At 35.8% G+C, this 21,915-nt stretch carries 21 protein-coding genes and 1 tRNA gene; 8 read left to right on the top strand and 14 right to left on the bottom strand.

Features of this window, described 5'->3' with window-relative positions; all coding sequences use genetic code 11:
• The first annotated feature begins 43 nt into the window (after positions 1-43).
• The 3 genes from asnS to ES765_RS02460 are packed head-to-tail and all read left to right on the top strand — an operon-like array spanning position 44 to position 3,578.
• On the top strand, positions 44-1,477 hold the full coding sequence (gene asnS / locus ES765_RS02450; protein ID WP_138111005.1) for an asparagine--tRNA ligase: 1,434 nt from the start codon (positions 44-46) through the stop codon (positions 1,475-1,477).
• Between the two features lie 38 nt (positions 1,478-1,515).
• Positions 1,516-2,973 carry an RNA polymerase factor sigma-54 gene (gene rpoN, locus ES765_RS02455; protein ID WP_138111006.1) on the top strand — a complete coding sequence of 486 codons (1,458 nt, stop codon included), beginning with the start codon at positions 1,516-1,518 and terminating at the stop codon, positions 2,971-2,973.
• Positions 2,973-3,578 carry a hypothetical protein gene (locus ES765_RS02460; RefSeq protein WP_138111007.1) on the top strand — a complete coding sequence of 202 codons (606 nt, stop codon included), beginning with the start codon at positions 2,973-2,975 and terminating at the stop codon, positions 3,576-3,578. Before rpoN ends, ES765_RS02460 begins: the two co-directional genes overlap by 1 nt.
• Here ES765_RS02460 and ES765_RS02465 read toward each other — a convergent pair.
• The 8 genes from ES765_RS02465 to ES765_RS02500 all read right to left on the bottom strand — a co-directional run bounded on the left by ES765_RS02465 (position 3,573) and on the right by ES765_RS02500 (position 8,722).
• The gene (locus ES765_RS02465; protein WP_138111008.1) at positions 3,573-4,247 is read right to left on the bottom strand and encodes a porin family protein; all 675 of its coding nucleotides are present in this window, start codon (positions 4,245-4,247) and stop codon (positions 3,573-3,575) included. The two genes, ES765_RS02460 and ES765_RS02465, sit on opposite strands and share 6 nt — an antisense overlap.
• A 72-nt stretch (positions 4,248-4,319) precedes the next feature.
• Positions 4,320-4,802, bottom strand: coding sequence for an ExbD/TolR family protein (locus ES765_RS02470; protein WP_138111009.1), 483 nt, complete (start codon positions 4,800-4,802; stop codon positions 4,320-4,322).
• A 21-nt stretch (positions 4,803-4,823) separates the two neighbouring features.
• Positions 4,824-5,444 carry an ExbD/TolR family protein gene (locus tag ES765_RS02475; RefSeq protein WP_138111010.1) on the bottom strand — a complete coding sequence of 207 codons (621 nt, stop codon included), beginning with the start codon at positions 5,442-5,444 and terminating at the stop codon, positions 4,824-4,826.
• Positions 5,445-5,458: 14 nt separating this feature from the next.
• Positions 5,459-5,890, bottom strand: a complete 432-nt coding sequence (locus ES765_RS02480) for a hypothetical protein (RefSeq protein ID WP_138111011.1) — start codon at positions 5,888-5,890, stop codon at positions 5,459-5,461.
• A 26-nt stretch (positions 5,891-5,916) separates the two neighbouring features.
• Positions 5,917-6,666 (bottom strand): MotA/TolQ/ExbB proton channel family protein, encoded by a 750-nt coding sequence (locus ES765_RS02485; protein ID WP_138111012.1) that lies wholly within the window; start codon positions 6,664-6,666, stop codon positions 5,917-5,919.
• A 76-nt stretch (positions 6,667-6,742) separates the two neighbouring features.
• Positions 6,743-6,830 (bottom strand) — tRNA-Ser (locus ES765_RS02490).
• Positions 6,831-6,901: 71 nt separating this feature from the next.
• The gene (locus ES765_RS02495) at positions 6,902-7,933 is read right to left on the bottom strand and encodes an asparaginase (protein ID WP_138111013.1); all 1,032 of its coding nucleotides are present in this window, start codon (positions 7,931-7,933) and stop codon (positions 6,902-6,904) included.
• Positions 7,934-7,954: 21 nt separating this feature from the next.
• Positions 7,955-8,722 (bottom strand): TatD family hydrolase, encoded by a 768-nt coding sequence (locus ES765_RS02500; RefSeq protein WP_138111014.1) that lies wholly within the window; start codon positions 8,720-8,722, stop codon positions 7,955-7,957.
• 38 nt (positions 8,723-8,760) lie between these two features.
• Between ES765_RS02500 and ES765_RS02505 the strand changes: the two genes are divergently transcribed.
• Both ES765_RS02505 and ES765_RS02510 read left to right on the top strand, forming a co-directional pair.
• Entirely contained in the window at positions 8,761-9,198 is a 438-nt protein-coding gene (locus ES765_RS02505; RefSeq protein ID WP_138111015.1) for a retropepsin-like aspartic protease, read from the top strand.
• Between the two features lie 66 nt (positions 9,199-9,264).
• Complete coding sequence (locus tag ES765_RS02510) at positions 9,265-10,605, top strand: cytochrome-c peroxidase (protein WP_138111016.1); 1,341 nt, start codon at positions 9,265-9,267, stop codon at positions 10,603-10,605.
• Between the two features lie 63 nt (positions 10,606-10,668).
• On the opposite strand, the gene odhB is transcribed toward ES765_RS02510, so the two are convergent.
• Both odhB and ES765_RS02520 read right to left on the bottom strand, forming a co-directional pair.
• A complete protein-coding gene (odhB, locus tag ES765_RS02515; RefSeq protein ID WP_138111017.1) occupies positions 10,669-11,925 on the bottom strand; it encodes a 2-oxoglutarate dehydrogenase complex dihydrolipoyllysine-residue succinyltransferase in 1,257 nt (418 codons plus the stop codon).
• A 26-nt stretch (positions 11,926-11,951) separates the two neighbouring features.
• Positions 11,952-14,747 carry a 2-oxoglutarate dehydrogenase E1 component gene (locus tag ES765_RS02520; protein ID WP_138111018.1) on the bottom strand — a complete coding sequence of 932 codons (2,796 nt, stop codon included), beginning with the start codon at positions 14,745-14,747 and terminating at the stop codon, positions 11,952-11,954.
• Positions 14,748-14,850: 103 nt separating this feature from the next.
• Between ES765_RS02520 and ES765_RS02525 the strand changes: the two genes are divergently transcribed.
• Both ES765_RS02525 and ES765_RS02530 read left to right on the top strand, forming a co-directional pair.
• A complete protein-coding gene (locus ES765_RS02525; protein ID WP_138111019.1) occupies positions 14,851-15,189 on the top strand; it encodes a hypothetical protein in 339 nt (112 codons plus the stop codon).
• A gap of 218 nt (positions 15,190-15,407) precedes the next feature.
• Positions 15,408-16,511, top strand: a complete 1,104-nt coding sequence (locus ES765_RS02530; RefSeq protein WP_138111020.1) for an acyltransferase family protein — start codon at positions 15,408-15,410, stop codon at positions 16,509-16,511.
• 43 nt (positions 16,512-16,554) lie between these two features.
• On the opposite strand, the gene ES765_RS02535 is transcribed toward ES765_RS02530, so the two are convergent.
• The 4 genes from ES765_RS02535 to ES765_RS02550 form a co-directional block, all read right to left on the bottom strand.
• The gene (locus ES765_RS02535; protein ID WP_138111021.1) at positions 16,555-16,908 is read right to left on the bottom strand and encodes a hypothetical protein; all 354 of its coding nucleotides are present in this window, start codon (positions 16,906-16,908) and stop codon (positions 16,555-16,557) included.
• 65 nt (positions 16,909-16,973) lie between these two features.
• Positions 16,974-18,245: a metal-dependent hydrolase family protein gene (locus ES765_RS02540; RefSeq protein WP_138111022.1), complete on the bottom strand. Its 1,272-nt coding sequence runs from the start codon at positions 18,243-18,245 to the stop codon at positions 16,974-16,976.
• 76 nt (positions 18,246-18,321) lie between these two features.
• A complete protein-coding gene (gene galE / locus ES765_RS02545; protein WP_138111023.1) occupies positions 18,322-19,338 on the bottom strand; it encodes a UDP-glucose 4-epimerase GalE in 1,017 nt (338 codons plus the stop codon).
• A 38-nt stretch (positions 19,339-19,376) separates the two neighbouring features.
• On the bottom strand, positions 19,377-20,531 hold the full coding sequence (locus tag ES765_RS02550; RefSeq protein WP_138111024.1) for a DegT/DnrJ/EryC1/StrS family aminotransferase: 1,155 nt from the start codon (positions 20,529-20,531) through the stop codon (positions 19,377-19,379).
• A gap of 90 nt (positions 20,532-20,621) precedes the next feature.
• Between ES765_RS02550 and ES765_RS02555 the strand changes: the two genes are divergently transcribed.
• Positions 20,622-21,860: a 3-deoxy-D-manno-octulosonic acid transferase gene (locus ES765_RS02555; protein ID WP_138111025.1), complete on the top strand. Its 1,239-nt coding sequence runs from the start codon at positions 20,622-20,624 to the stop codon at positions 21,858-21,860.
• The last annotated feature ends 55 nt before the right edge of the window (positions 21,861-21,915 follow it).

Raw genomic sequence — 21,915 nt, forward strand, 5'->3', positions numbered from 1 at the left:
ACAAAATCTTATCTTTGGCCTTTTAATTTACAATTCATTCAGCATGCGTTTAGCAACAATAAAAGAACTATTAATAAGTAAAAATTTACTTCAAGAAATAACGATTAAAGGTTGGGTACGGACCTTTAGAAGCAATAGATTCATCGCTTTAAATGATGGCTCTACCTTGAACACGATACAATGTGTTGTGGATTTTGAAAAGTTCGATGAAGAATTATTGAAAAAAGTAAATACAGGAGCTGCATTAGAGATTACAGGAACTCTTGTAGAAAGTCAAGGAAGGGGGCAAACAGTTGAAATTCAAGTAATGAATTTAGTCGTATTAGGTATTGCTGATCCAGAAGAGTATCCTATTCAACCAAAAAAACACTCTTTGGAGTTTTTAAGGGAAAAAGCACACTTAAGAATTCGCACCAATACTTTTGCAGCAATAATGAGAGTTAGGTCTACCCTAGCCTTTGCAATACACAATTATTTTAGAGAGAATGGTTTTAACTATTTTCATGCTCCGATAATAACAGGTTCTGATGCAGAAGGCGCAGGAGAAATGTTTAGAGTAACCACATTAGATGAAAAAAAACCACCGTTAACTGAAGACGGTTCTGTTGATTATAAAGAGGATTTTTTCGGAAAAGAAACTAACCTAACAGTATCTGGTCAATTGGAGGCTGAGGCTTATGCCATGGCTTTAGGAAAAGTCTATACGTTCGGCCCAACGTTTAGAGCTGAAAACTCGAATACTTCGAGACACCTGGCAGAATTCTGGATGATAGAGCCTGAAATGGCTTTCTTTGATTTGGAAGCAAATATGGACCTCGCAGAAGAATTCATAAAAAATGTTATCTCCTACACATTAACCCATTGCCAAGAAGACTTAGAATTTCTAGAAAAAAGATTAATAGACGAAGAGAAAAGCAAACCACAAGCTCAGCGAAGCGACATGGCGTTAATTGAAAAACTCAAATTTGTAGTTGACAACAACTTCAAGAGAGTTAGCTATACTGAGGCAATTGACATTCTTAAAAATTGCAAGCCTAACAAAAAGAAGCAGTTTCAATATCCTATTGAAGAATGGGGTACTGATCTACAAAGCGAGCATGAGCGCTATCTAGTTGAAAAACATTTTAATTGTCCTGTTATCTTATTCGACTACCCGGCAAAAATAAAAGCTTTCTACATGCGCCTAAATGAAGACGGTAAGACTGTTAGAGCTATGGATATTTTATTCCCCGGTATCGGCGAGATAGTTGGCGGTTCTCAAAGAGAAGAGCGTTTAGATGTTCTTAAACAGAAAATTAAGGATTTAGGCATTGACGAGAAAGAACTTTGGTGGTATTTAGATTTACGCAAGTTTGGTACTGCAGAACATAGTGGTTTTGGACTCGGTTTTGAAAGGTTAGTGCTATTCGCTACTGGCATGGGTAACATTAGAGATGTTATACCCTTTCCAAGAACACCACAGAATGCAGATTTCTAAGCAGATTTAGTTACTTTTACATGTACTAGAAGAAAGTAATGCTGAAACAACACCTAAATTTTAAGCTATCCCAAAAATTATCCCCTCAGCAAATTCAATTGATGAAGCTGATTCAATTGCCTACGCAGGCATTTGAGCAACGTTTAAGTCAAGAATTAGAAGAAAATCCTGCCTTGGAAACAGGAAAGGAAGAATCGGAAGCGTTATCTGATGAATATGACGATCTCTACGAACAGGAATCTGAAAATGAAACCATCGAAACTGAGGATATAAATATCGATGATTACCTAAGTGACGATGAAATACCCGACTACCGTACAAAGGCTAACAATTATAGTTCAGACGATGAGGAGAAAAGTGTGCCCTATGCTGCCGGAATTTCATTTAACCAGTATCTGATAAATCAATTAAACACCTTTTACCTTAGCGATGATGAATGGAGCATTGCTGAATTTCTTGTCGGTAGCGTTGATGAAAGCGGTTATATTAGAAGACCAATTGCCGATATTATGGATGATTTGGCTTTTACCCAAAACATCTATACTGATGAACAAGCCATCTCAAAGATTCTATCCATAGTCCAAGACTTAGATCCGCCAGGTGTTGGCGCAAGGTCTTTAGAGGAGTGTTTGGTCATTCAATTAGAGCGCAAAGAACTAACACCAAGTGTAGAATTGGCTACCGCCATTCTTAAAAAATCATTTGAGCACTTTACTAAAAAGCATTACCAAAAATTAATTCAAAAGCATACTATTACCGAAGATGAGCTAAAGCAAGCTATCGGCGAAATAGAAAAATTGAATCCTAAACCAGGAGGCTCCTATTCTGGTAATAATAGAATGGTGGAACATGTTGTTCCTGATTTTGCAATACGAATTGTTGAAGGTGAATTAGAATTATCGCTTAACGGTCGCAATGCTCCTGAATTACATGTCTCAAGAGAATACAGTAATATGCTAAAAGGGTATAAGGAGGCAAAAGAAAAATCCAAATCTCAAAAGGATACGGTAATGTTTATTAAGCAAAAACTAGATGCAGCTAAATGGTTTATTGATGCGATAAGACAACGGCAACAGACATTGTTTATAACCATGAACTCTATTATGCAGTATCAAAATGAATATTTTCTAACAGGTGATGAGCGTAATTTACGCCCGATGATTTTAAAGGATATTGCTGACGAAATTGGTATGGACGTTTCGACCGTATCGAGAGTAGCGAATAGTAAATATGTAGATACTCCATATGGCACAAAGCTGATAAAAGAATATTTTTCAGAATCTATGAAAAATGAGCAAGGTGAAGATGTCTCCACAAAGGAAATAAAAAAAATTCTTGAAACAGTCATTCAAAATGAAATTAAGAAGAAACCTTTAACAGATGACAAACTTGCTTCAATTTTAAAAGAAAAAGGGTATCCTATTGCCCGAAGAACGGTAGCAAAGTATCGAGAACAACTAAGCATACCTGTAGCACGAATGAGAAAAGAGATTTAATGAAAGTTTTTTCCAATCTAATCTCTTATTTACTTCACCCTCTATTTATACCAATAGTAGGTACTATTGCCTATTTTTTAATAACACCCAAATACACCCCATTAGAAGTACGCAGCGCTAACATCTTACCCATATTTATATTAACCGTAATTATCCCTATCGTTATATTTTTCATCTTAAAAAATCTTAGGATAGTAAATTCTATTTTTCTAGAAACTATTTCTGAGCGAAAATACCCTCTATACATCCATATTTCTATTATACTTCTCATTCTCTATAAGGTAATTCCTAATAACTATATAAGTGAGTTATACTTCTATTTCACAGGACTTTTAGGTGCAGCAATGACATGTCTTCTCATGTTATTTTTTAACATTAAAACAAGTCTACATGTAGTTGGCGTTAGCGGATTACTTATGTACCTAATAAATCTTAGCATACATTTTGAAATCAATTTAATTATTGCAATTAGTATTTTCGTACTGCTTACCGGTAGTGTGATAACTGCAAGACTTTATTTGAAAGCGCACACTAAAATCGAACTGTTAACAGGTCTTTTTATCGGTCTACTATCACAATTACTAACCGTACGCTTTTGGCTATAAAATATAGAATATAAGCCCTACACGAAGTGGCCTATACTGTAAGACCTCGCCGTTCACCATTGCTTTACCATCAAAAAGGTCGGTTAGTGCATAATATGCATGGAAATTAAATGTGTTATACCCAAAACTTAGGGTCAGACCATATTGAAACTCAGAAAGGTCAGTATTATAAAATCCATCTTTTGTAGTATCTAATACAAATTTTGACCGAGTACCTACTATATAAGCAGCTTTTATACCCGTATAAAACCTCCAAAACTTGTACTCCTCTGAAGTTGAATTACGCCATCTAAATTCTAGAGGAAACTCTAAGAGATGTGTTTCCAATTTACTTCTAGTAATATTATCATCAATACTATAGGTAATAGTGTTCAACTCAAGATTAGCTACGAGATTTGAATAATAACTGTTTAACGCTAAACCCACACCTACACCTATAGCCCTAGTTCCCGTTCGGTTTAAAGGAATGTCTTTAATAAAGCCACCTTGTAGACCATATGACAAATTACGTTGGTTTGAACCCTCTGGAGGGCTGAGTAAGAAATTATATGACAGGCCTAAGTAAAACTGATCTTCAAAATAACGCCGATGATCAATGCTATCATTACTAATTTGGGCAACAGAAGAAATCGTCACTAGTAGGCAGGTCAAAAGAATAACAAATCGCATCCAGTAAAGTTAATCAAATAAAAAAACGCTTCAAATAAATTTGAAGCGTTTTGATAATTTATAAACCACTAACTATTGTAGATTATTAAAAGCATCTCCTTTAAACGTAGTATAATTTACTTTCAAAGCATTTACTTTTCTTAACTCTTGTTTAATATCGGATATCAATCCCATACTAGCATTTTTATCAACCTTAAGTGCAGTGGTCAATACATTTTGAAGTTCTTGTGGCTTTTTAGCCCTTTCCATCAAAATATAATCTCCGACATCAGATGGACTAGAAAATTTATCATTTAATTGAATTTTCGGTTCAGTACCAAAAGTCTTTTCATATTCTCTAGTTGGTTTTCCAACATAAATATAGATTATACGATCTTTTTTCTCCAATTTTTTGACTTCACTAGCATTTGGAAGTACGTTATCCACTTTCAAAGAACTATCCTTCATAACTGTTACAGTCATGAAGAAAAACAAAAGCATAAATACAATGTCAGGAAGTGAAGCGGTTGAAACCGCTGGAATCTCTCCGTCTTTTTTCTTTGCAAATTTTGACATAGTGTTACTTTTAGTTATTAATTATTCTTGTGAAGTTTCAGCTTCAGATAATTTTTGTGGAAACAAACCCTGTATACGCGTCACCTGTTCCTTCAATTCCTCTTTGACGGCATCTGATGTTTCAGGGTTCAAATACTCTGCTTCCATATCTACATACACCTTACCAAACAATCGCTTAGATTCTCTATTCCTAAGGTCATTATATGCTCCTACCAATTCGTTTTGAACTGTGATGTAAGTGCCATATTTTGTTTCTCGATCGTTCTTTAACGATATAATTGCCTTATTTGGATTATCAGATGAGTCACCGTTACGTTTACCCTTGCAATAGCTGCAATATTCTGGACTACCTTGCGGTGCTCCACCGTTATCTAAAAAATCCATTGCTCTCTCACGCAATTTATCAATCGTTAGTATATTATCCTCCACCAACAATTGACCATTACGGTTTATACTGACCGTAAAAATATTCTTTTGCTTGATAATAGGTGGATTTTCCGGCTCTTCCATTGGTGGCAACATACGATCCAATCCAGCATCTGTTTCAATAGTAGTAGTTACCAAGAAAAAGATTAATAAAAGGAAAGCTATATCCGCCATGGACCCAGCGCTTACTTCTGGTGCTCCTGCTCTTCTAGCCATAGTTATCTATTTTATTATTTACTAAACATATTTTTAATTGCCGGCAATACAAGAGAAGCTACAGCTATAATCGTAAGGATAAAGAAAACATTTAATCCCATACCAATATTCTTAACTGTACTTTCATCAGACATGGCCAAGAACTCAGGAGATACGTCCGTCCCACTTGACAATACATAAGAAATACCGACTACCAATAAAAGACCACCGACTACAAACAAGGTTTTTTTCATTCCTTGTGAGTTAGAAAATAAGTTCTTTAAGGTAAAAACTAAACTTACTACAACGGCAACTCCTAAAAGGAAATACGTTATAATAAACATAAAGTTCATAGCACCACTTTGAGCTGCTTCAGCTGCAGGCATATCCCTTTCAGGAAGCATGAACCAAAGTACTGCACCAAGCACGCCTATTATTACCAATGCTATTTTTACAATTTTTTGCATACTATTTTAGGTATTAAAAGTGTTACTTATTTTTTGTGCTCTACCAACATATCGATTAAAGTAATCGAAGAGTCTTCCATATCATTAACAATACTGTCAATTTTTGCGATAATATAATTATAAAAAATTTGAAGTATAATCGCTGTAATAAGACCAAATACCGTCGTTAATAATGCTACTTGAATATCACCTGCAATAAGAGATGCACTCAAATTACCTACAGCAGCAATCTTTTGGAAGGCCTGAATCATACCAATTACCGTACCCATGAAACCAAGCATTGGCGCAATTGCGATAAACAATGACAACCAAGAAACATTCTTCTCTAATTGTCCCATTTGAACACCACCATAAGCTACAACAGCTTTTTCAGCCGATTCAACGCTATCACCTGCTCTATCTAAACCTTGATAGTAAATAGAAGCTACAGGTCCTTTTGTATTTCTACAAATCTCTTTAGCTGCTTCAACACCACCAGAAGCCAAAGCATCTTCAACTTGTTGCTTCAACTTAGTAGTATTAGTACTAGCCATATTCAAATAAATAATTCTCTCAATAGCAACTGCCAAACCAAGAATTAAACATAAAAGAACGATACCCATAAAACCGGCACCACCAGTAATGAACATTTCTTTTAACATTTGGGTAAAACCTCTCTCTGCTTCTGGAGTTGCGTCTTGAAGTAGTAAAGTTACTGCTGCTACTTTAGCGCTTGCCATATTTGTACCTGCTACAAATGCCCCAGCAATTGCTAGGCTTGGGAATAATTTTTTCATTTTTCGAACTTAAATTAGTTAGTTAATAGGGTTAAAGATAAAAAAAAAACAATATAAAAAAAGTAAAACTTACTTGCAGAGAGGAAGGGATTCGAACCCTCGATACCCTTTTGGGGTATACACACTTTCCAGGCGTGCGCCTTCGACCACTCGGCCACCTCTCTAAATTACCCTTTTTAAGGGTGGGCAAATAACAAAAAAAATGTTAGTTAAAGAAATTAAACTCGTGTTAATTTTATATCATTTCACCACGTAAAGATGTTTCAAATACTGTTTTGAACAACTCATGCGAGACACCACTGCCTAAAAGATACATAGCCTTTGTTATGGCTGCCTCTGTCGTAATATCCTTACCATTAATTACTTGCATTTTCTTCAACTTTGAACTGGTCTCATACTGGCCCATGATAACCGCCCCACCAGAACACTGAGTAACGTTAATAATATGAACACCCTTTTTTATTGCATTTTTTAATTTCTTCAAAAACCACTCCTCCATAGGGGCATTTCCTGACCCATAAGTTTCCAAAATGAGTGCTTTTAAGTTTTGAGCTGCCAAGATTGCGTCAATAATATTCTCATTAATTCCTGGAAAAAGTTTTAAAATTGCCACATTATCATCCATATTTTGATGCGCTCTAAGCGCAGATTTCTTCTTTTGGGGAAGTAAATATTCTTTGAATATCGTCAAATGAACTCCAGATTCAATTAATTGAGGATAATTTAAGGATGCAAATGCTTGAAAGTGTTCCGCATTTATTTTGGTTGTTCTATTTCCTCTATATAGTTTATACTCAAAATAGAGTCCCACTTCTTGAATCACAGGTTTTCCATTTTGCTGCAAAGCAGCAATTTGAATCGCAGTAATCAAATTTTCTTTCGCATCGGTTCGTAAATCTCCAATAGGTAATTGAGAACCTGTTAAAATCACAGGTTTTGCTAAATTTTCAAGTAAAAAACTTAGCGCAGATGCCGTATAACTCATCGTATCACTACCATGAAGCACTACAAACCCATCGTAATTATTATAATTTTCAGCAATAATATCAGAAATTTCGACCCAATGAGTAGGATTCATATTAGATGAATCGATTGGGACATTAAAAGAAAAACTCGAAATAGTACAGTCCAATTGATTAAGCTCTGGTATATTCTTCAACAACTGAGAAAAATCAAAAGCTTTTAAGGCTCCAGAAGCATAATCCTTCATCATACCGATGGTTCCTCCAGTATACACTAATAAAATACTTCTCTTTTTTGAATTCAAATTTCTGTATTTAAAATACCGTTACACCCCAAAAACCTCAATTGAATTTTTAGTTGTTTTTAAGGCTATCTCATCTTCAGTCGTTTGATATATAAACGCCAATTTCTCTAAGACATTAACAATATAGGCGCTTTCATTCCTTTTTCCACGATAAGGAGTGGGAGCTAAATAAGGCGCATCCGTTTCCAAAACAATATGCTTCATATCAATGTCATGTAAAAATTTATCAATTTTTCCATTCTTAAAAGTTACCACACCCCCAATACCTAACTTCATATTATAAGATATAGCTTTTTGTGCCTGTTCAAATGTACCTGTAAAACAATGAAATATTCCTCTTAAATTATCCCCTTTCTCTTCTTCCAAAATTTCAAAAACAGCATCAAAAGCATCCCTACAATGAATTGCAATGGGAAGTTTGTTTTTTTTTGCAAGTCGTATTTGACTTTTAAAAGCGATTTGCTGTTCTTTTAAATACTTTTTCTCCCAAAACAAATCAATCCCTATTTCACCAATGGCATAAAATTTATGTTTAGACAACATTTGCTCAACATGCTGCAGCTCTTCTTTGAAGTTCTCTTTCACATGCGTTGGATGTACCCCCGTCATTAAATATACATGATCTGGAAAATCTTTCTCCAAATCTAACATACGTTGGGTGTATGTTGAATCAATAGCTGGCATAAAAAATCTACCAACTCCTTTGCTTATAGCATTTCTAATAACACTATCTCTATCCTCGTCGAAAGCTTCGCTATATAAATGGGTATGCGTATCAGTTATCATCATGGCACAAAAATAGAATTATCTTTGTAAAAAAATCAATTATGAGCGCTCTCAAAAGCTTTCTGAAGAAAAAAAATTACATTCGCATTCCCCTAACGCTAACAGCAACCGACCACTTTGAGATTAACGCACGAATAAATAACATAAAAGGCAGATTCATTCTAGATACAGGCGCTTCAAATACATGCATAGGCATAGACCGAATTGATGACTTTAAATTAATATCTAAAGAATCTAAAATAAAAGCCGCCGGTGCTGGAGCTACCAATATGGAAACTCTCATTTCCAAAAAGAACACTATAGAACTTGGATCCTGGAAATTCAAAAAGCTTAAAATAGTTTTATTTGACTTAAAGCACGTTAATGAAGCATTAATAGCCCACAATGCTCAACCAGTAGATGGTATACTAGGTGCTGATATTTTAAAAAAAACAAAAGCAATAATCGATTATAATAAAAAGTGCCTTTATATACTATAGTTAGACCAAATGGCGTTATCAATGCTCTAAACTAACCACTCTTTAAAGCTTAATTGATATACCACCATGAATAAAAATAAGTTCATCATCCTATTTGCAATAGTCACAATTTTTTTAGGATGTGGAAAAGATGATGATTTAGAATTATCTATCATTCCCGACCATGAAATTTTAGAAAGTCAGATTATACAAGCTATTGGTTCTTTAGAGGCTTTACAAATACCTTTTGAAGATGACCTAAGCTCAATACCGTCAGATCCAAAAAATCAGTTAACCAAAGAAAAAGTTTTATTAGGTAAGTTTTTATTTCATGAAACAGGACTTGGTAAAAATCCAAAAAAATCGGCGGGTAGAAACACATACTCCTGCGCTTCTTGCCATCAATCAAAAGCCGGTTTCCGAAGTGGAATGAAACAAGGCATAGGAGAAGGCGGTTTTGGATTTGGATTATCAGGCGAAGCACGAATTATTTCTTCCGACTATTTACCGAGTGAAATTGACGTACAGCCTATTATATCACCCACTATTCTAAATACAGCATATCAAGACGCAATGCTATGGAATGGTCAGTTCGGAGGAACAAAAACTAATGTAGGAACAGAAAACAACTGGACAGCAGGAACGCCAAAAGAAACAAATGAATTAGGGTTTGAAGGATTAGAAACACAGGCAATAGCAGGTTTGGGCGTACACAGATTAAAGTGCTTACCTGAAATGATAGAGAATTCTGACTATAAATCATATTTTGACGCAGCGTTTCCAGACGTAGATATTTCAATCAGATATACAGAACATTATGCAGGGCTTGCTATAGCAGCTTATGAACGAACAGTATTAGCAAACAAAGCACCTTTTCAAAAATGGCTTAAAGGTGACAAAGATATAATGAGCGTCCAAGAAGTGAAAGGAGCACTCTTATTTTTTGGTAAGGGAAAATGTTTTGAATGCCACAAAGGACCAGGGCTAAATGGTATGGAATTCCATGCACTTGGCATGAATGATTTCTCGGGGTCAGATATTTACCAAGAAGTTGACTTGGCAACAAAAAAAGGTAGAGGTGGCTTCACTAAAAACCCTTCTGATGATTACAAATTCAAAACAACAACATTGTACAATTTAAAGGATGTGAATTTTTTTGGACATGGAGGTAGTTTCAATTCGATTGAATCTGTTATAAATTACAAAAACGAAGCAGTGTATGAAAATTCAGAAATGAACGGCACTAATTTATCCTCACTTTTTGTGCCGTTAGGCTTAAATGAAACTGAAATCAAACAATTGACTGAATTTGTTGAAAATGCTCTTTACGACCCAAATTTAAGTAGGTACGTGCCCGAAACCTTACCCACAGGCAACTGTTTCCCAGTGGCAGATAATCAATCTAAAGAGGATATGGGGTGTGATTAAATAGAGGTCAAAAAAAATGTCCCTAATAAATTAAGGACATTTTTTTATTTAAAACTTCAAGAATTACATCTCTAAAGCTTTCTTAATATCATTGTCCATCAATAATTCTTCTGGACTTTCTAAAGCTTCTTTAATAGCCACCAAGAACCCTACTGATTCCTTACCATCGATGATACGGTGGTCATAAGAAACCGCAACATACATAATCGGCGCAATAGCAATAGCTCCGTCTCGCGCTATAGGTCGTTCGACAATATTATGCATTCCTAAAATCGCACTTTGTGGTGGATTAATTATTGGGGTAGATAACATAGAACCAAAAACACCACCATTGGTGATTGTAAAAGTACCACCCGTCATTTCATCTACGGTAATTTCACCTTCACGAGCTCTAATTGCCAATCTTTTCACTTCAGCCTCAACACCCCTAAAAGTCAGGTTTTCAGCATTTCTAATAACAGGCACCATTAGACCCTTTGGACCAGATACGGCTATACTAATATCACAGAAATCATAAGAAATCATTTCCTTTCCATCAATCATTGAGTTTACAGTCGGATACATTTCCAGCGCCCTAACAACAGCTTTTGTGAAAAATGACATAAAACCAAGACCAACTCCATGCTTGCTTTTAAAATCTTCTTTGTACTTATTTCGAAGTTCAAAAACAGCACTCATGTCTACTTCATTGAAGGTAGTCAACATCGCTGTTTCATTTTTGGCCGAAACCAAACGTTCTGCAACTTTTCTACGCAACATTGACAATTTTGACCTTTTCTCACCACGACTACCTCCTGTTGGCGTACCCATGGAAGGAACCACATTAATTGCGTCTTCTTTGGTTATTCTACCATCACGGCCTGACCCAGCAACCGCACTTTTATCAACACCCTTTTCGTCTAAAATTTTCTTTGCAGCCGGAGATGGAACTCCAGATGCATACGTCTCTTTTGCTTGTGCGGGTTGATGAGTGTTTCCACTATCCTTTTTATTGGAAGCAGACTCATTTTGTGCATTTCCTTCTGAATCTTCATCACCTTCCGAAGCTGATGTAGCAGCTTTACTAGCTCCCTCTGGCTTAGCAGCACTAGTATCAATTAAACAAACGACGGACCCAACATCTACAGCATCACCCACTTCTGCTTTTAAGGTAATTATACCACTTGCCTCAGCTGGCAACTCTAAAGTAGCTTTATCTGAATCTACTTCTGCAATTGCTTGATCTTTTTCTACGTAATCCCCATCTTCAACTAACCATTCCGCTATTTCTACCTCTGTGATAGATTCTCCCGGGGAAGGGACCTTCATTTCTAGAATCATTCTTTCTATAATTTGATATGTTATTTTTATTTTTTGGGTTTGAACATATTATTCTTTGTCTTATCAAAGACATAATCTATTACTTGCTGATGACGCTTCTTAGAGCGAACTGCGCTACCTGCTGCTGGAGCAGCGTAAAAACGTCTAGAGGCCACCCTAATTTTCTGAACTTCACTAAAATGCATCAATAAATGACTCCATGCCCCCATATTTCTTGGCTCCTCTTGAGCCCAAACAAAGTCATCTGCATTTTTATACTTTGTCATCAACTCTTTCATTTGTGTTTCTGGCAAAGGGAACAATTGCTCTACTCTTACCAAAGCTACGTCATCCCGTTCTAGTTCTTCTTTAACCGCCAATAGGTCATAGTAAAACTTACCAGTACAAAAAACCAAGCTTTTAACTTTTTCGACTTCTGCCGATACATCATCAATAACTTCTTGAAAACCACCTTCAGCCAAATCTGAAACTTTCGAAACTGCCTTTGGATGTCTCAACAAACTCTTTGGCGTAAATATTATTAAAGGTTTTCTAAAGTTAGCCTTCATTTGCCTTCTCAGTATATGATACATTTGTGCCGGTGTAGTCACGTCTGCGATATACATATTATCTTTAGCGCACAACTGCAAATAACGCTCCATTCTAGCCGACGAATGTTCTGCTCCCTGACCTTCATAACCATGTGGCAATAACATCACCAATCCGTTCTGAAGCTTCCACTTATCCTCCGCAGCCGAAATATATTGGTCAATCATAATCTGGGCACCATTACTAAAATCACCAAATTGGGCCTCCCAGATAGTCAACGTATTAGGGCTAGCCATAGCATAACCATAATCAAAACCTACTACACCATATTCTGATAAAAGCGAATTATAAATTTGGAAATTAGCCTGTTGCTCAGATAACTGATTCAACAAGACCACCTCCTCCTCGCTTTCTTCAACTTTCATTACTGCGTGACGATGTGAAAACGTTCCACGCTCCACATCTTGACCCGACATACGCACTGCATAACCTTCTTCCAAAAGTGTACCGTAGGCCAGTAATTCACCCATTGCCCAATCAAGATTATCAGACTCAAAGTACATTCTGTATCGGTCCTTCACCAATTTCTCGACCTTGCGTAAAAACTTTTTACCTTTCGGCAATTCCGTAAGTACTTTAGCAATCTTGGTTAATTTATCGGCATCAAAAGTGGTATCGACAGGGTCCATCATCTCCCATTCGCGCACATTCTCAAAACCTTTCCATTCATCAGCCATAAATGGCGTGATAACGGTCTTATCTTCTTTTCTTGAATCCTCAAGTTTTTCTTCTAAGGAGTCTTTATATTGTTTTTCTAGGTGGGCTACAAAAGTATCGTCTATTACACCTTCTTTAATTAATCTTTCAGCATAGATATCTCTTGGGTTCTTATGCTTTGCAATAGCCTTGTATAGTTTTGGCTGCGTAAACCTTGGCTCATCACCTTCATTATGGCCATATTTTCTATAGCCCAACAAATCGATAAAAACGTCGCTTGAAAATCGCATTCTGTACTCCAATGCAAAAAGAGAAGCATGAACAACGGCCTCTGCATCATCGGCATTTACATGTAAAACCGGACTCAAGGTAACTTTTGCTACATCAGTACAATACGTAGATGTTCTCGCATCTAAATAGTTAGTAGTAAAGCCTATTTGGTTGTTCACCACAATATGTATTGTACCGCCGGTCTTATACCCATCAAGATTGGCCATTTGAACCAATTCATAAACGATACCTTGGCCTGCAATTGCAGCATCACCATGAACAACTATTGGCAATACTTTAGAAAAATCATCTTGATAATATGCATCTTGCTTCGCTCTAGCAATACCTTCTACGACAGCACCAACCGCCTCTAAATGTGATGGATTGGGTGCAATATTCATTTTTATTTTATTACCGTTGTCAGATTTTCTATCGGATGTCCAACCTAAGTGATATTTAACATCGCCATCAAAGATTTCCTGCTCATAATCCTTTCCATCAAATTCACTAAAGATGTCTTTCGCAGACTTACCAAATATATTAGTTAGAACATTTAATCTTCCTCTGTGCGCCATACCCATAACAAATTGCTCTACGCCCATTTCTGCGGCACGTTCGACAATCACATCAAGTGCTGGTATCAAAGATTCGTTCCCTTCTAATGAAAATCTTTTTTGACCTACATATTTGGTATGTAGAAAAGTTTCAAAAGAAATGGCGTGATTTAATTTTTTAAGAATATGTTTCTTTCGCTCTGGCTCAAAATTTGGATGGTTGTCATTGACATTTATCCAATCTTGTATCCATTTAACCCGTTCCGGATTACGGATAAACATATATTCAACACCTATTGCGTCGCAATAAATACTCTGCAAGTGTGTAATGATTTCTCTTAGCGAAATTGGTCCAATACCGATAATATCCCCGGCATTAAAAATCGTTTCCATATCCGCTTCTTCCAATCCAAAATTTTGAATCTCTAAAGTCGGCTCATAATGTCTTCGCTCTCTAACCGGATTTGTTTCAGTAAACAAGTGACCTCTGCTTCTATAGCCATCGATTAATCGAATTACCTCAAATTCCTTTTGAAGGGATTTTGGCATTTCACTTTTACCCCCATTAACAACAACAGTGGTTCGATTCTCATCAATACTCAGTTCATCTAACGAAGATTCTAGACCAAAATCAAACCCTTGAAAAAAGGCTCTCCAACTTGGCTCTACACTATCCGGATTCACTAAATACTTATCATATAGCTCTGAAAAAAAAGAGGTATGAGCGGTATTCAAAAAGGAATATTTATCCATGAATTACTTTCTGTATCTTTAGAATAAATTTGTACAAATTTACAACATTAACTATATCTAACGGAAGAATATAGTGTATTATTGAAAAAAAATGAAACTTTAAATGGGCTTTAAAAATTTAATTTTTATACCCATAGTCACACTAAATATTACCTTCTCTATTTCGCAAATCTCCAGTAAAGAAACCGATTTCTGGAATAACGTTAGATTTGGCGGAAGCATAGGTCTAGGATTTACTAATAATGGATTCAATGGCTCTATATCGCCTAGTGCTATTTATGAATTTAATAATCAATTTGCAGCAGGCACTAGTTTGAATTTTAATTACGCAAAGTTTGATAATACTCAATTTTTAGCCTATGGCGGAAGTATTCTTTCTCTTTACAACCCAATTCCACAACTACAATTTTCAACAGAATTCGAACAACTTCGTATTAAATAGGACACTATTAACTCAATCAGCTAATGTTTTTGGAAAACTATTGGTTACCAGCATTTTTTGTCGGTATTGGCTATAGCACATACAATGTAACCTTCGGCTTACGGTATGATTTACTCTATACTGATAGAAAAAGTATTTATAGTAATGCGTTAATACCATTTGTACGTGTTTACTTTTAATTTTTTCTCTACCTTTCGTTACCAACCAAATTGACCGAAATGAGTACATTAAAAAACAGATATTTATCATTAGATGTTTTCAGAGGGATGGATGTTGCCCTAATGATTATAGTAAACTCGCCAGGCAATGGTGATACAAGTTTCGGAATATTGAATCATGCAGTCTGGAACGGGTTCACGCTTACCGATTTAGTTTTCCCTACCTTTTTGTTCGTAGTAGGGAACGCCATGAGCTTCAGTATGAAAAAATACGAAGCCATGGGAAACGGCGCCTTCCTTAAAAAAATATTGAAACGTTTTTCTATTATTTTCCTTTTGGGCTTTTTGATGTACTGGTTTCCTTTTTTCGAAGATGGAAACTTAAAACCCATCGCAGAGACTAGAATTTTCGGAGTACTACAACGCATAGCGCTATGCTATCTATTTGCATCCGTATTAATACATTATTTTAAAACAAGAACAGTCATTATTTTCAGTGTGTTGGCTTTAGTAGGCTATCACTTAATTTTAATTGGGTTTGGAGATCTAACCTTATTCGGGAATGCTGTTTTAAAATTAGACAAACTTCTAATTGGTCCAAATCATATGTACCATGGTAATGGTGGTGTCGCTTTTGACCCTGAAGGATTGTTAAGTACATTACCTGCAATCGTAAACGTAATTGCAGGCTATCTAACTGGTAAATTCATTCAAAAGAGCGGTCAGAATTATGAAACTATAGCTAAACTATTTATGGTGGCGGCAGTACTTGTTCTAGCTGGATTTGCTTGGGATTTAATATTACCATTCAATAAAAAACTTTGGACCAGTTCATTTGTATTATTGACAAGTGGCATAGATGTATTCATCATAGCCATATTAATCTATCTATTAGACATGTCTAAACCCGGTAAATGGACGTACTTTTTTGAAGTATTTGGAAAAAACACCCTTTTCATCTACTTATTATCTGAGCTGTTCATTATTAGTCTAGCGGAAATTTCGATGAAAGGAACAAATGCCTATACCTGGATAGCAGACAACCTATTTATTTCTATAGCAGGTGACTATTTTGGATCCTTACTATTTGCATTATGGGTTATGCTAACCTGTTGGTTTATCGGTTATCTGATGGATAAAAAAGGAATCTATGTAAAAGTTTAATTTGAGCAAGCCAACACTAGGTTGTTAAAATTAAACTTAAGACCTATTTATACTTCTCCTTAAACCATACTTTTTGGTATTCACGTTTTAGAAGCAAGAAAGTTACCTGATTCGCTACTTCAACAGTATCGGTACTCTCAATATACTGAAATTCTCTTTCTGGCACATCTACTATATACAGTAGGTTCAAATAGCCAGAGAAGTGTTCCATCATCAGGTAATAAATCTTCTCACGAATAGTCGAAATAATTGATTGTGGCTCGAGGTTAACGGGCATAGTTAAAGAAACATTCGCAAGACTGAAGTCTTTTTCGATTTGTTGTAACATTTTTTTTACTAGCAACTTTTCTTCTGCTATTTGCAACAATTGATCACTATTAACCACATCAAGCTTCATTTGACCGATATACTTTTTTAAGATTACTTGTGAGCCTACCCTAGTTTATTCATCCCTTAACAACACTACTGCTTATATACAATACCTTCTTTCATAACAAAAACCACATTGGTGAGTGTTTCTACATTTTTTAAAGGATTATCATCAACTGCTATGATATCTGCAATGTACCCTTCTTTTAATTGCCCCAATTCGTCTTCACCCAAGAGCTTAGCATTGGTAATCGTAGCTGATTGTAACGTTTCAATAATAGGCATTCCTGCGTTATACATATAAATAAACTCCTTGCCATTATCTCCGTGTGGCGAAACTCCAGAATCTGTTCCAAAAGCAATGCTTACCCCTTTTGTATATGCTCTAGAAAATGTAGCTTCTAACTTAGGCCCAATCTCTAATGCTTTTTTAGCAACAACGGGCGGTAAAAAATTAGGTATTTTGGCTAACCTAGCAGCCTCCCTTCCAGCAGAAAGTGTAGGCACCATAAAAGCTTTATGTTTTACCATCAAGTCCATTGTTTCTTCCGACATTAATGTTCCATGCTCAATGGTTTTTATTCCACCTAAAATAGCTCTTTGCATACCTTCATCTCCATGGGCATGTGCAGCAGTAAGCATTCCGTAATCGTCAGCCGTTTTGGTAATTGCTCGAATTTCATCGATTGTAAACTGTGGATTTTGACCATTTTTCGCAACACTTAAAACACCACCGGTAGCCGTTATTTTAATAACGTCAGCTCCTTCTTTATACCGTTGACGTACCGCTTTTCTACCATCTCCTGGCGAATTCACCACTCCCTCTTTAGGTCCTGGATCACCCATTAAATCATTCCTAGTTCCATTGGTTGGATCTGCATGACCGCCAGTTGATGCCAGCGCTTTACCCGCTGTGAAAATTCTAGGCCCAACTATGGTACCTTTATTAATTGCGTCTCTAAGAGAGATATTCACTCCAGATCCTCCTAAATCCCTAACCGTAGTAAAACCCGCCATAAGCGTCTTTTTCGCATAAATGGTAGACTGAAAAGCAATATCAGCTTCGTTCTTAGTGAAGCTTTCCAAATACCGCGATGGGCTAGATTCACTTTCAATATGAACATGCATGTCTATAAAACCTGGTAATATTGTTTTAGACTTTAAATCAATAATCTTATCCGAATCATTTCCGGCGACATACCCACTTACAATACTCTTAATTTTATTCCCCGAGACAATTATAGTCCTTTCAGATAATAATTTTCCAGATTCAACATCCAATATATTACCACATTGGAGATACGTTTCTTGAGCGTTCATTATACCAATGGCCAAAAACAATAAAAATAAAAAGGGATTTTTCATATGAAGTTATCTGTAATTTAAATGAGGGGAAATATAGTTATATTTCCCCTCATTTAATTTTTTAAAACAATGAAATTCACTCACGAATCTTCTGTTCCCAAATCCATGCGTAGTTCATAGCCTCTTCTAAAGTGTATTCTGCTTTCCATCCTAAAACTTCATTTGCCTTTGTAGTATCAGCGTAAGCAGAAGTGATATCGCCTAGTCTTCTTTCTACAACTTTATAATTCAGCTTTCTACCTGAAACTTTTTCAAAACTATGAATAGCCTCCAACACAGAACTTCCTGTACCGGTACCTACATTGAATACTTCATAATTTTTTTTATTTTTTCCTTCAAACAAACGCTCTAAGGCAACCACATGAGCTTTAGCCAAATCGACTACATATATATAGTCTCTAATACATGTACCATCGGGTGTTGGATAATCATCTCCAAATACCGATAATTCTTTTCTTAGCCCAATACCTGTCTGGGTAATGTATGGTACTAAATTTTGTGGAACTCCTATTGGTAATTCTCCAATCTCAGCACTTGGGTGGGCGCCCATCGGATTAAAATAACGTAATGCAATTGCATTTAAACCAGAGGTCACTTTGCACGTATCTGAAATTATCTCCTCACCCATTTGTTTTGTATTGCCATAAGGAGATTCCGCAACCTTTATAGGAGCATCTTCGGTAATAGGCATTTTATCTGCCTGACCGTAAACTGTACATGAAGAACTAAAAATAAAACTTGCTTTATTCTTCTTACATAATTCCTTTAAGATATAAATTAGTGTTCCAATATTGTTTTCATAGTAAAGTAATGGCTTTTCAACACTCTCCCCTACTGCTTTTGATGCCGCAAAGTGAATCACACCAGCAACGTCTTGATGTCTTTTAAAAAAGTCTTCTACCTTATCTTTTTCTTTTAAATCTAGCTTTTCAAAAAGTGGTTTTTTACCAGTTATGGTTTCAATACCATTAAGCACTTTTTCGTCAGAATTGGAACAATCATCTATAATAATGACCTCAAAACCTTTATTCTGAAGTTCTACTACTGTATGTGAACCTATAAACCCTAATCCGCCTGTTACTAATACTTTCATCTATTATAATATTTCAATTTAAAGAAAACATGTACACCCTATCTATTCACAAACCCAATAACCATAGCTGTTATATAGTTAATCTGTTCATCATCTAATTCTGTATGCATTGGCAATGAAATTACCTCTTTCACCAACTGATTCGTAACTGGAAAATCTTCTTCCTTATAACGCTCATCCAAATAAGCCTTTTGTTTGTGTAATGGAATAGGATAATATATTCCAAAAGGAATCTCCTTTTTAGCCAAATATTGTGCTAGCTCATCCCTTTTTCCATTGGTAATCTTTAGGGTATACTGATGAAACACATGACAATCACAAACATCACAAATTCCCTCACAACCATTTATTGTTTTTGGAGCAACGATGTGTTCTTGACCTTCAAAAGCCTTCGAATAGGCGCGTGCCGTATTTCTTCGTGCTTCACAATACCCGTCTAATTTTGGAAGTTTAACCCTTAAAACTGCAGCTTGAATGGAATCTAATCTAGAATTCACTCCGACTACATCATGGTGGTACCGTTCATACATACCATGGTTTACAATTCCCCTTAATGTATGTGCCAATTGATCATCATTGGTGAAAATCGCACCACCATCTCCATAACATCCTAAATTTTTGGAAGGAAAAAAGGAAGTGGCTCCGACATGACCCATGCTCCCAGCCATATAAGTTTCGCCATTTTTAGAACGATATTTAGCACCTATAGCTTGGGCATTATCTTCAATTACAAATAAGTCATGTTTCTCAGCCAAGGCCAGAATAGCATCCATATTTGCACATTGCCCAAAAAGATGAACAGGAACAATTGCTTTGGTCTTTGGGGTTATTGCATTTTCTAATGCCTCTATATTAATATTAAAGGTGTCAGGATATACATCTACCAAAACCGGTGTTAACTGCAATAAAGCAATAACTTCAACCGTCGCAGCAAATGTAAAATCTGCAGTGATAACCTCATCACCTGGCTCTAGACCTAATCCCATCATGGCTATCTGAAGTGCGTCTGTACCATTAGCACAAGGAATAACATGCTTTACCCCAAGATAACCTTCCAATTCTTTTTGAAAAGCATGAACTTCGGGACCATTAATAAAGGCCGATGTCTCTAATATTTGAGTTATAGAAGAGTTAATTTGATTTTTTATTTCTTGGTATTGACCACTAAGGTCAACCATTTGTATCTTTTTCATCCTTTGAAATTACGTGAGGTGATACAAAAATACGAAACAGGCGACACTAATTTTATGGAAAGAAACGTAATTTAGCCCAAAAGCATCGGTTTGTACTTTCTTTATAATCTTCTTGTCTTAAGTGCTTCAACTATTCTTAGGGTTTTAGCACTACTAAATTCTAAACTATCTCTTTTTGTAAAAGGCAGAAAAGAGACTCGCTCAATTATTCAGAGTAGTATTTCAAAAAAAGATCGGGTTATTTGGATTCATGCAGCCTCATTGGGAGAATATGAACAAGGCCTTCCGGTAATGGAAAATCTAAAACGCAACTACCCTACTCATAAAATAGTACTTACCTTTTTCTCGCCTTCAGGATATGAAGTCAAGAAAAATAGTAAAGCTGCAGATGTGATTTGCTATCTACCAATGGATACTAAGAAGAACGTTAGCTTATTCTTAGAAGCTACACATCCTGAATTGGCTATTTTTATTAAGTATGAAATTTGGCCCAACTATTTATCAGCACTAAAAGATAGGGCTATACCTACTTTTCTAATATCAGCTATATTCAAAGAAAATCAGATTTATTTTAAATGGTATGGATCTTTCATGCGAACGGCATTAACAAAATTCACCCACTTTTTTGTTCAAAATGAAAAATCAAATAACTTATTGAATACGATAGGTTTTCAAAATGTTACGATTGCCGGGGATACTCGTTTTGATAGGGTAAGCGAAATTTTAGACCGGGATAACTCATTGGATTTTATGAGTCAATTTAAACAGTCTAAATTTTGCTTTGTAGCTGGTAGTACATGGCCAGAAGATGAAAAAATAATTATGGATTATATCAATCAAAATGATTTACCCATTCAATTTGTTATAGCTCCACATACCATTAAACCGAAACACATTGAGGTATTAAAACAAGGAATAAACAAACCTACTTTATGTTATTCGGAATTAAATGATTCAAAGATTGAAGACTTTGATGTCCTTATAATTGACACTATTGGCCTATTGACCAAAATATATAGTTATGCAGATGTTGCTTATGTAGGCGGAGGTTTTGAGACGGGATTGCACAATACGCTAGAACCTGCCGTTTTTGGTATTCCGGTAATCATTGGGCCTGAATTTAAAGGATTTGCCGAAGCAGAAAATTTAGTACAGCTTGAGGGTATTCTATCTATAAACAATGCATCTGAATTTCATGCACAATTGAATGGATGTTATGAAAATGAGAACTTCAAACACAAAACAGGTCAGATAAATTACACTTACATTCAAGAACAAAAAGGTGCGACCCAAAAAATAGTACGTGCTATTAACTCCGTATTTAAGTAATAATCATAGAGAAAATTTATTTTTTGACGAATCAAATGTTGACCTCATAAGTAGT

This window comes from Maribacter sp. ACAM166 (assembly GCF_005771495.1).
GTDB lineage: Bacteria > Bacteroidota > Bacteroidia > Flavobacteriales > Flavobacteriaceae > Maribacter.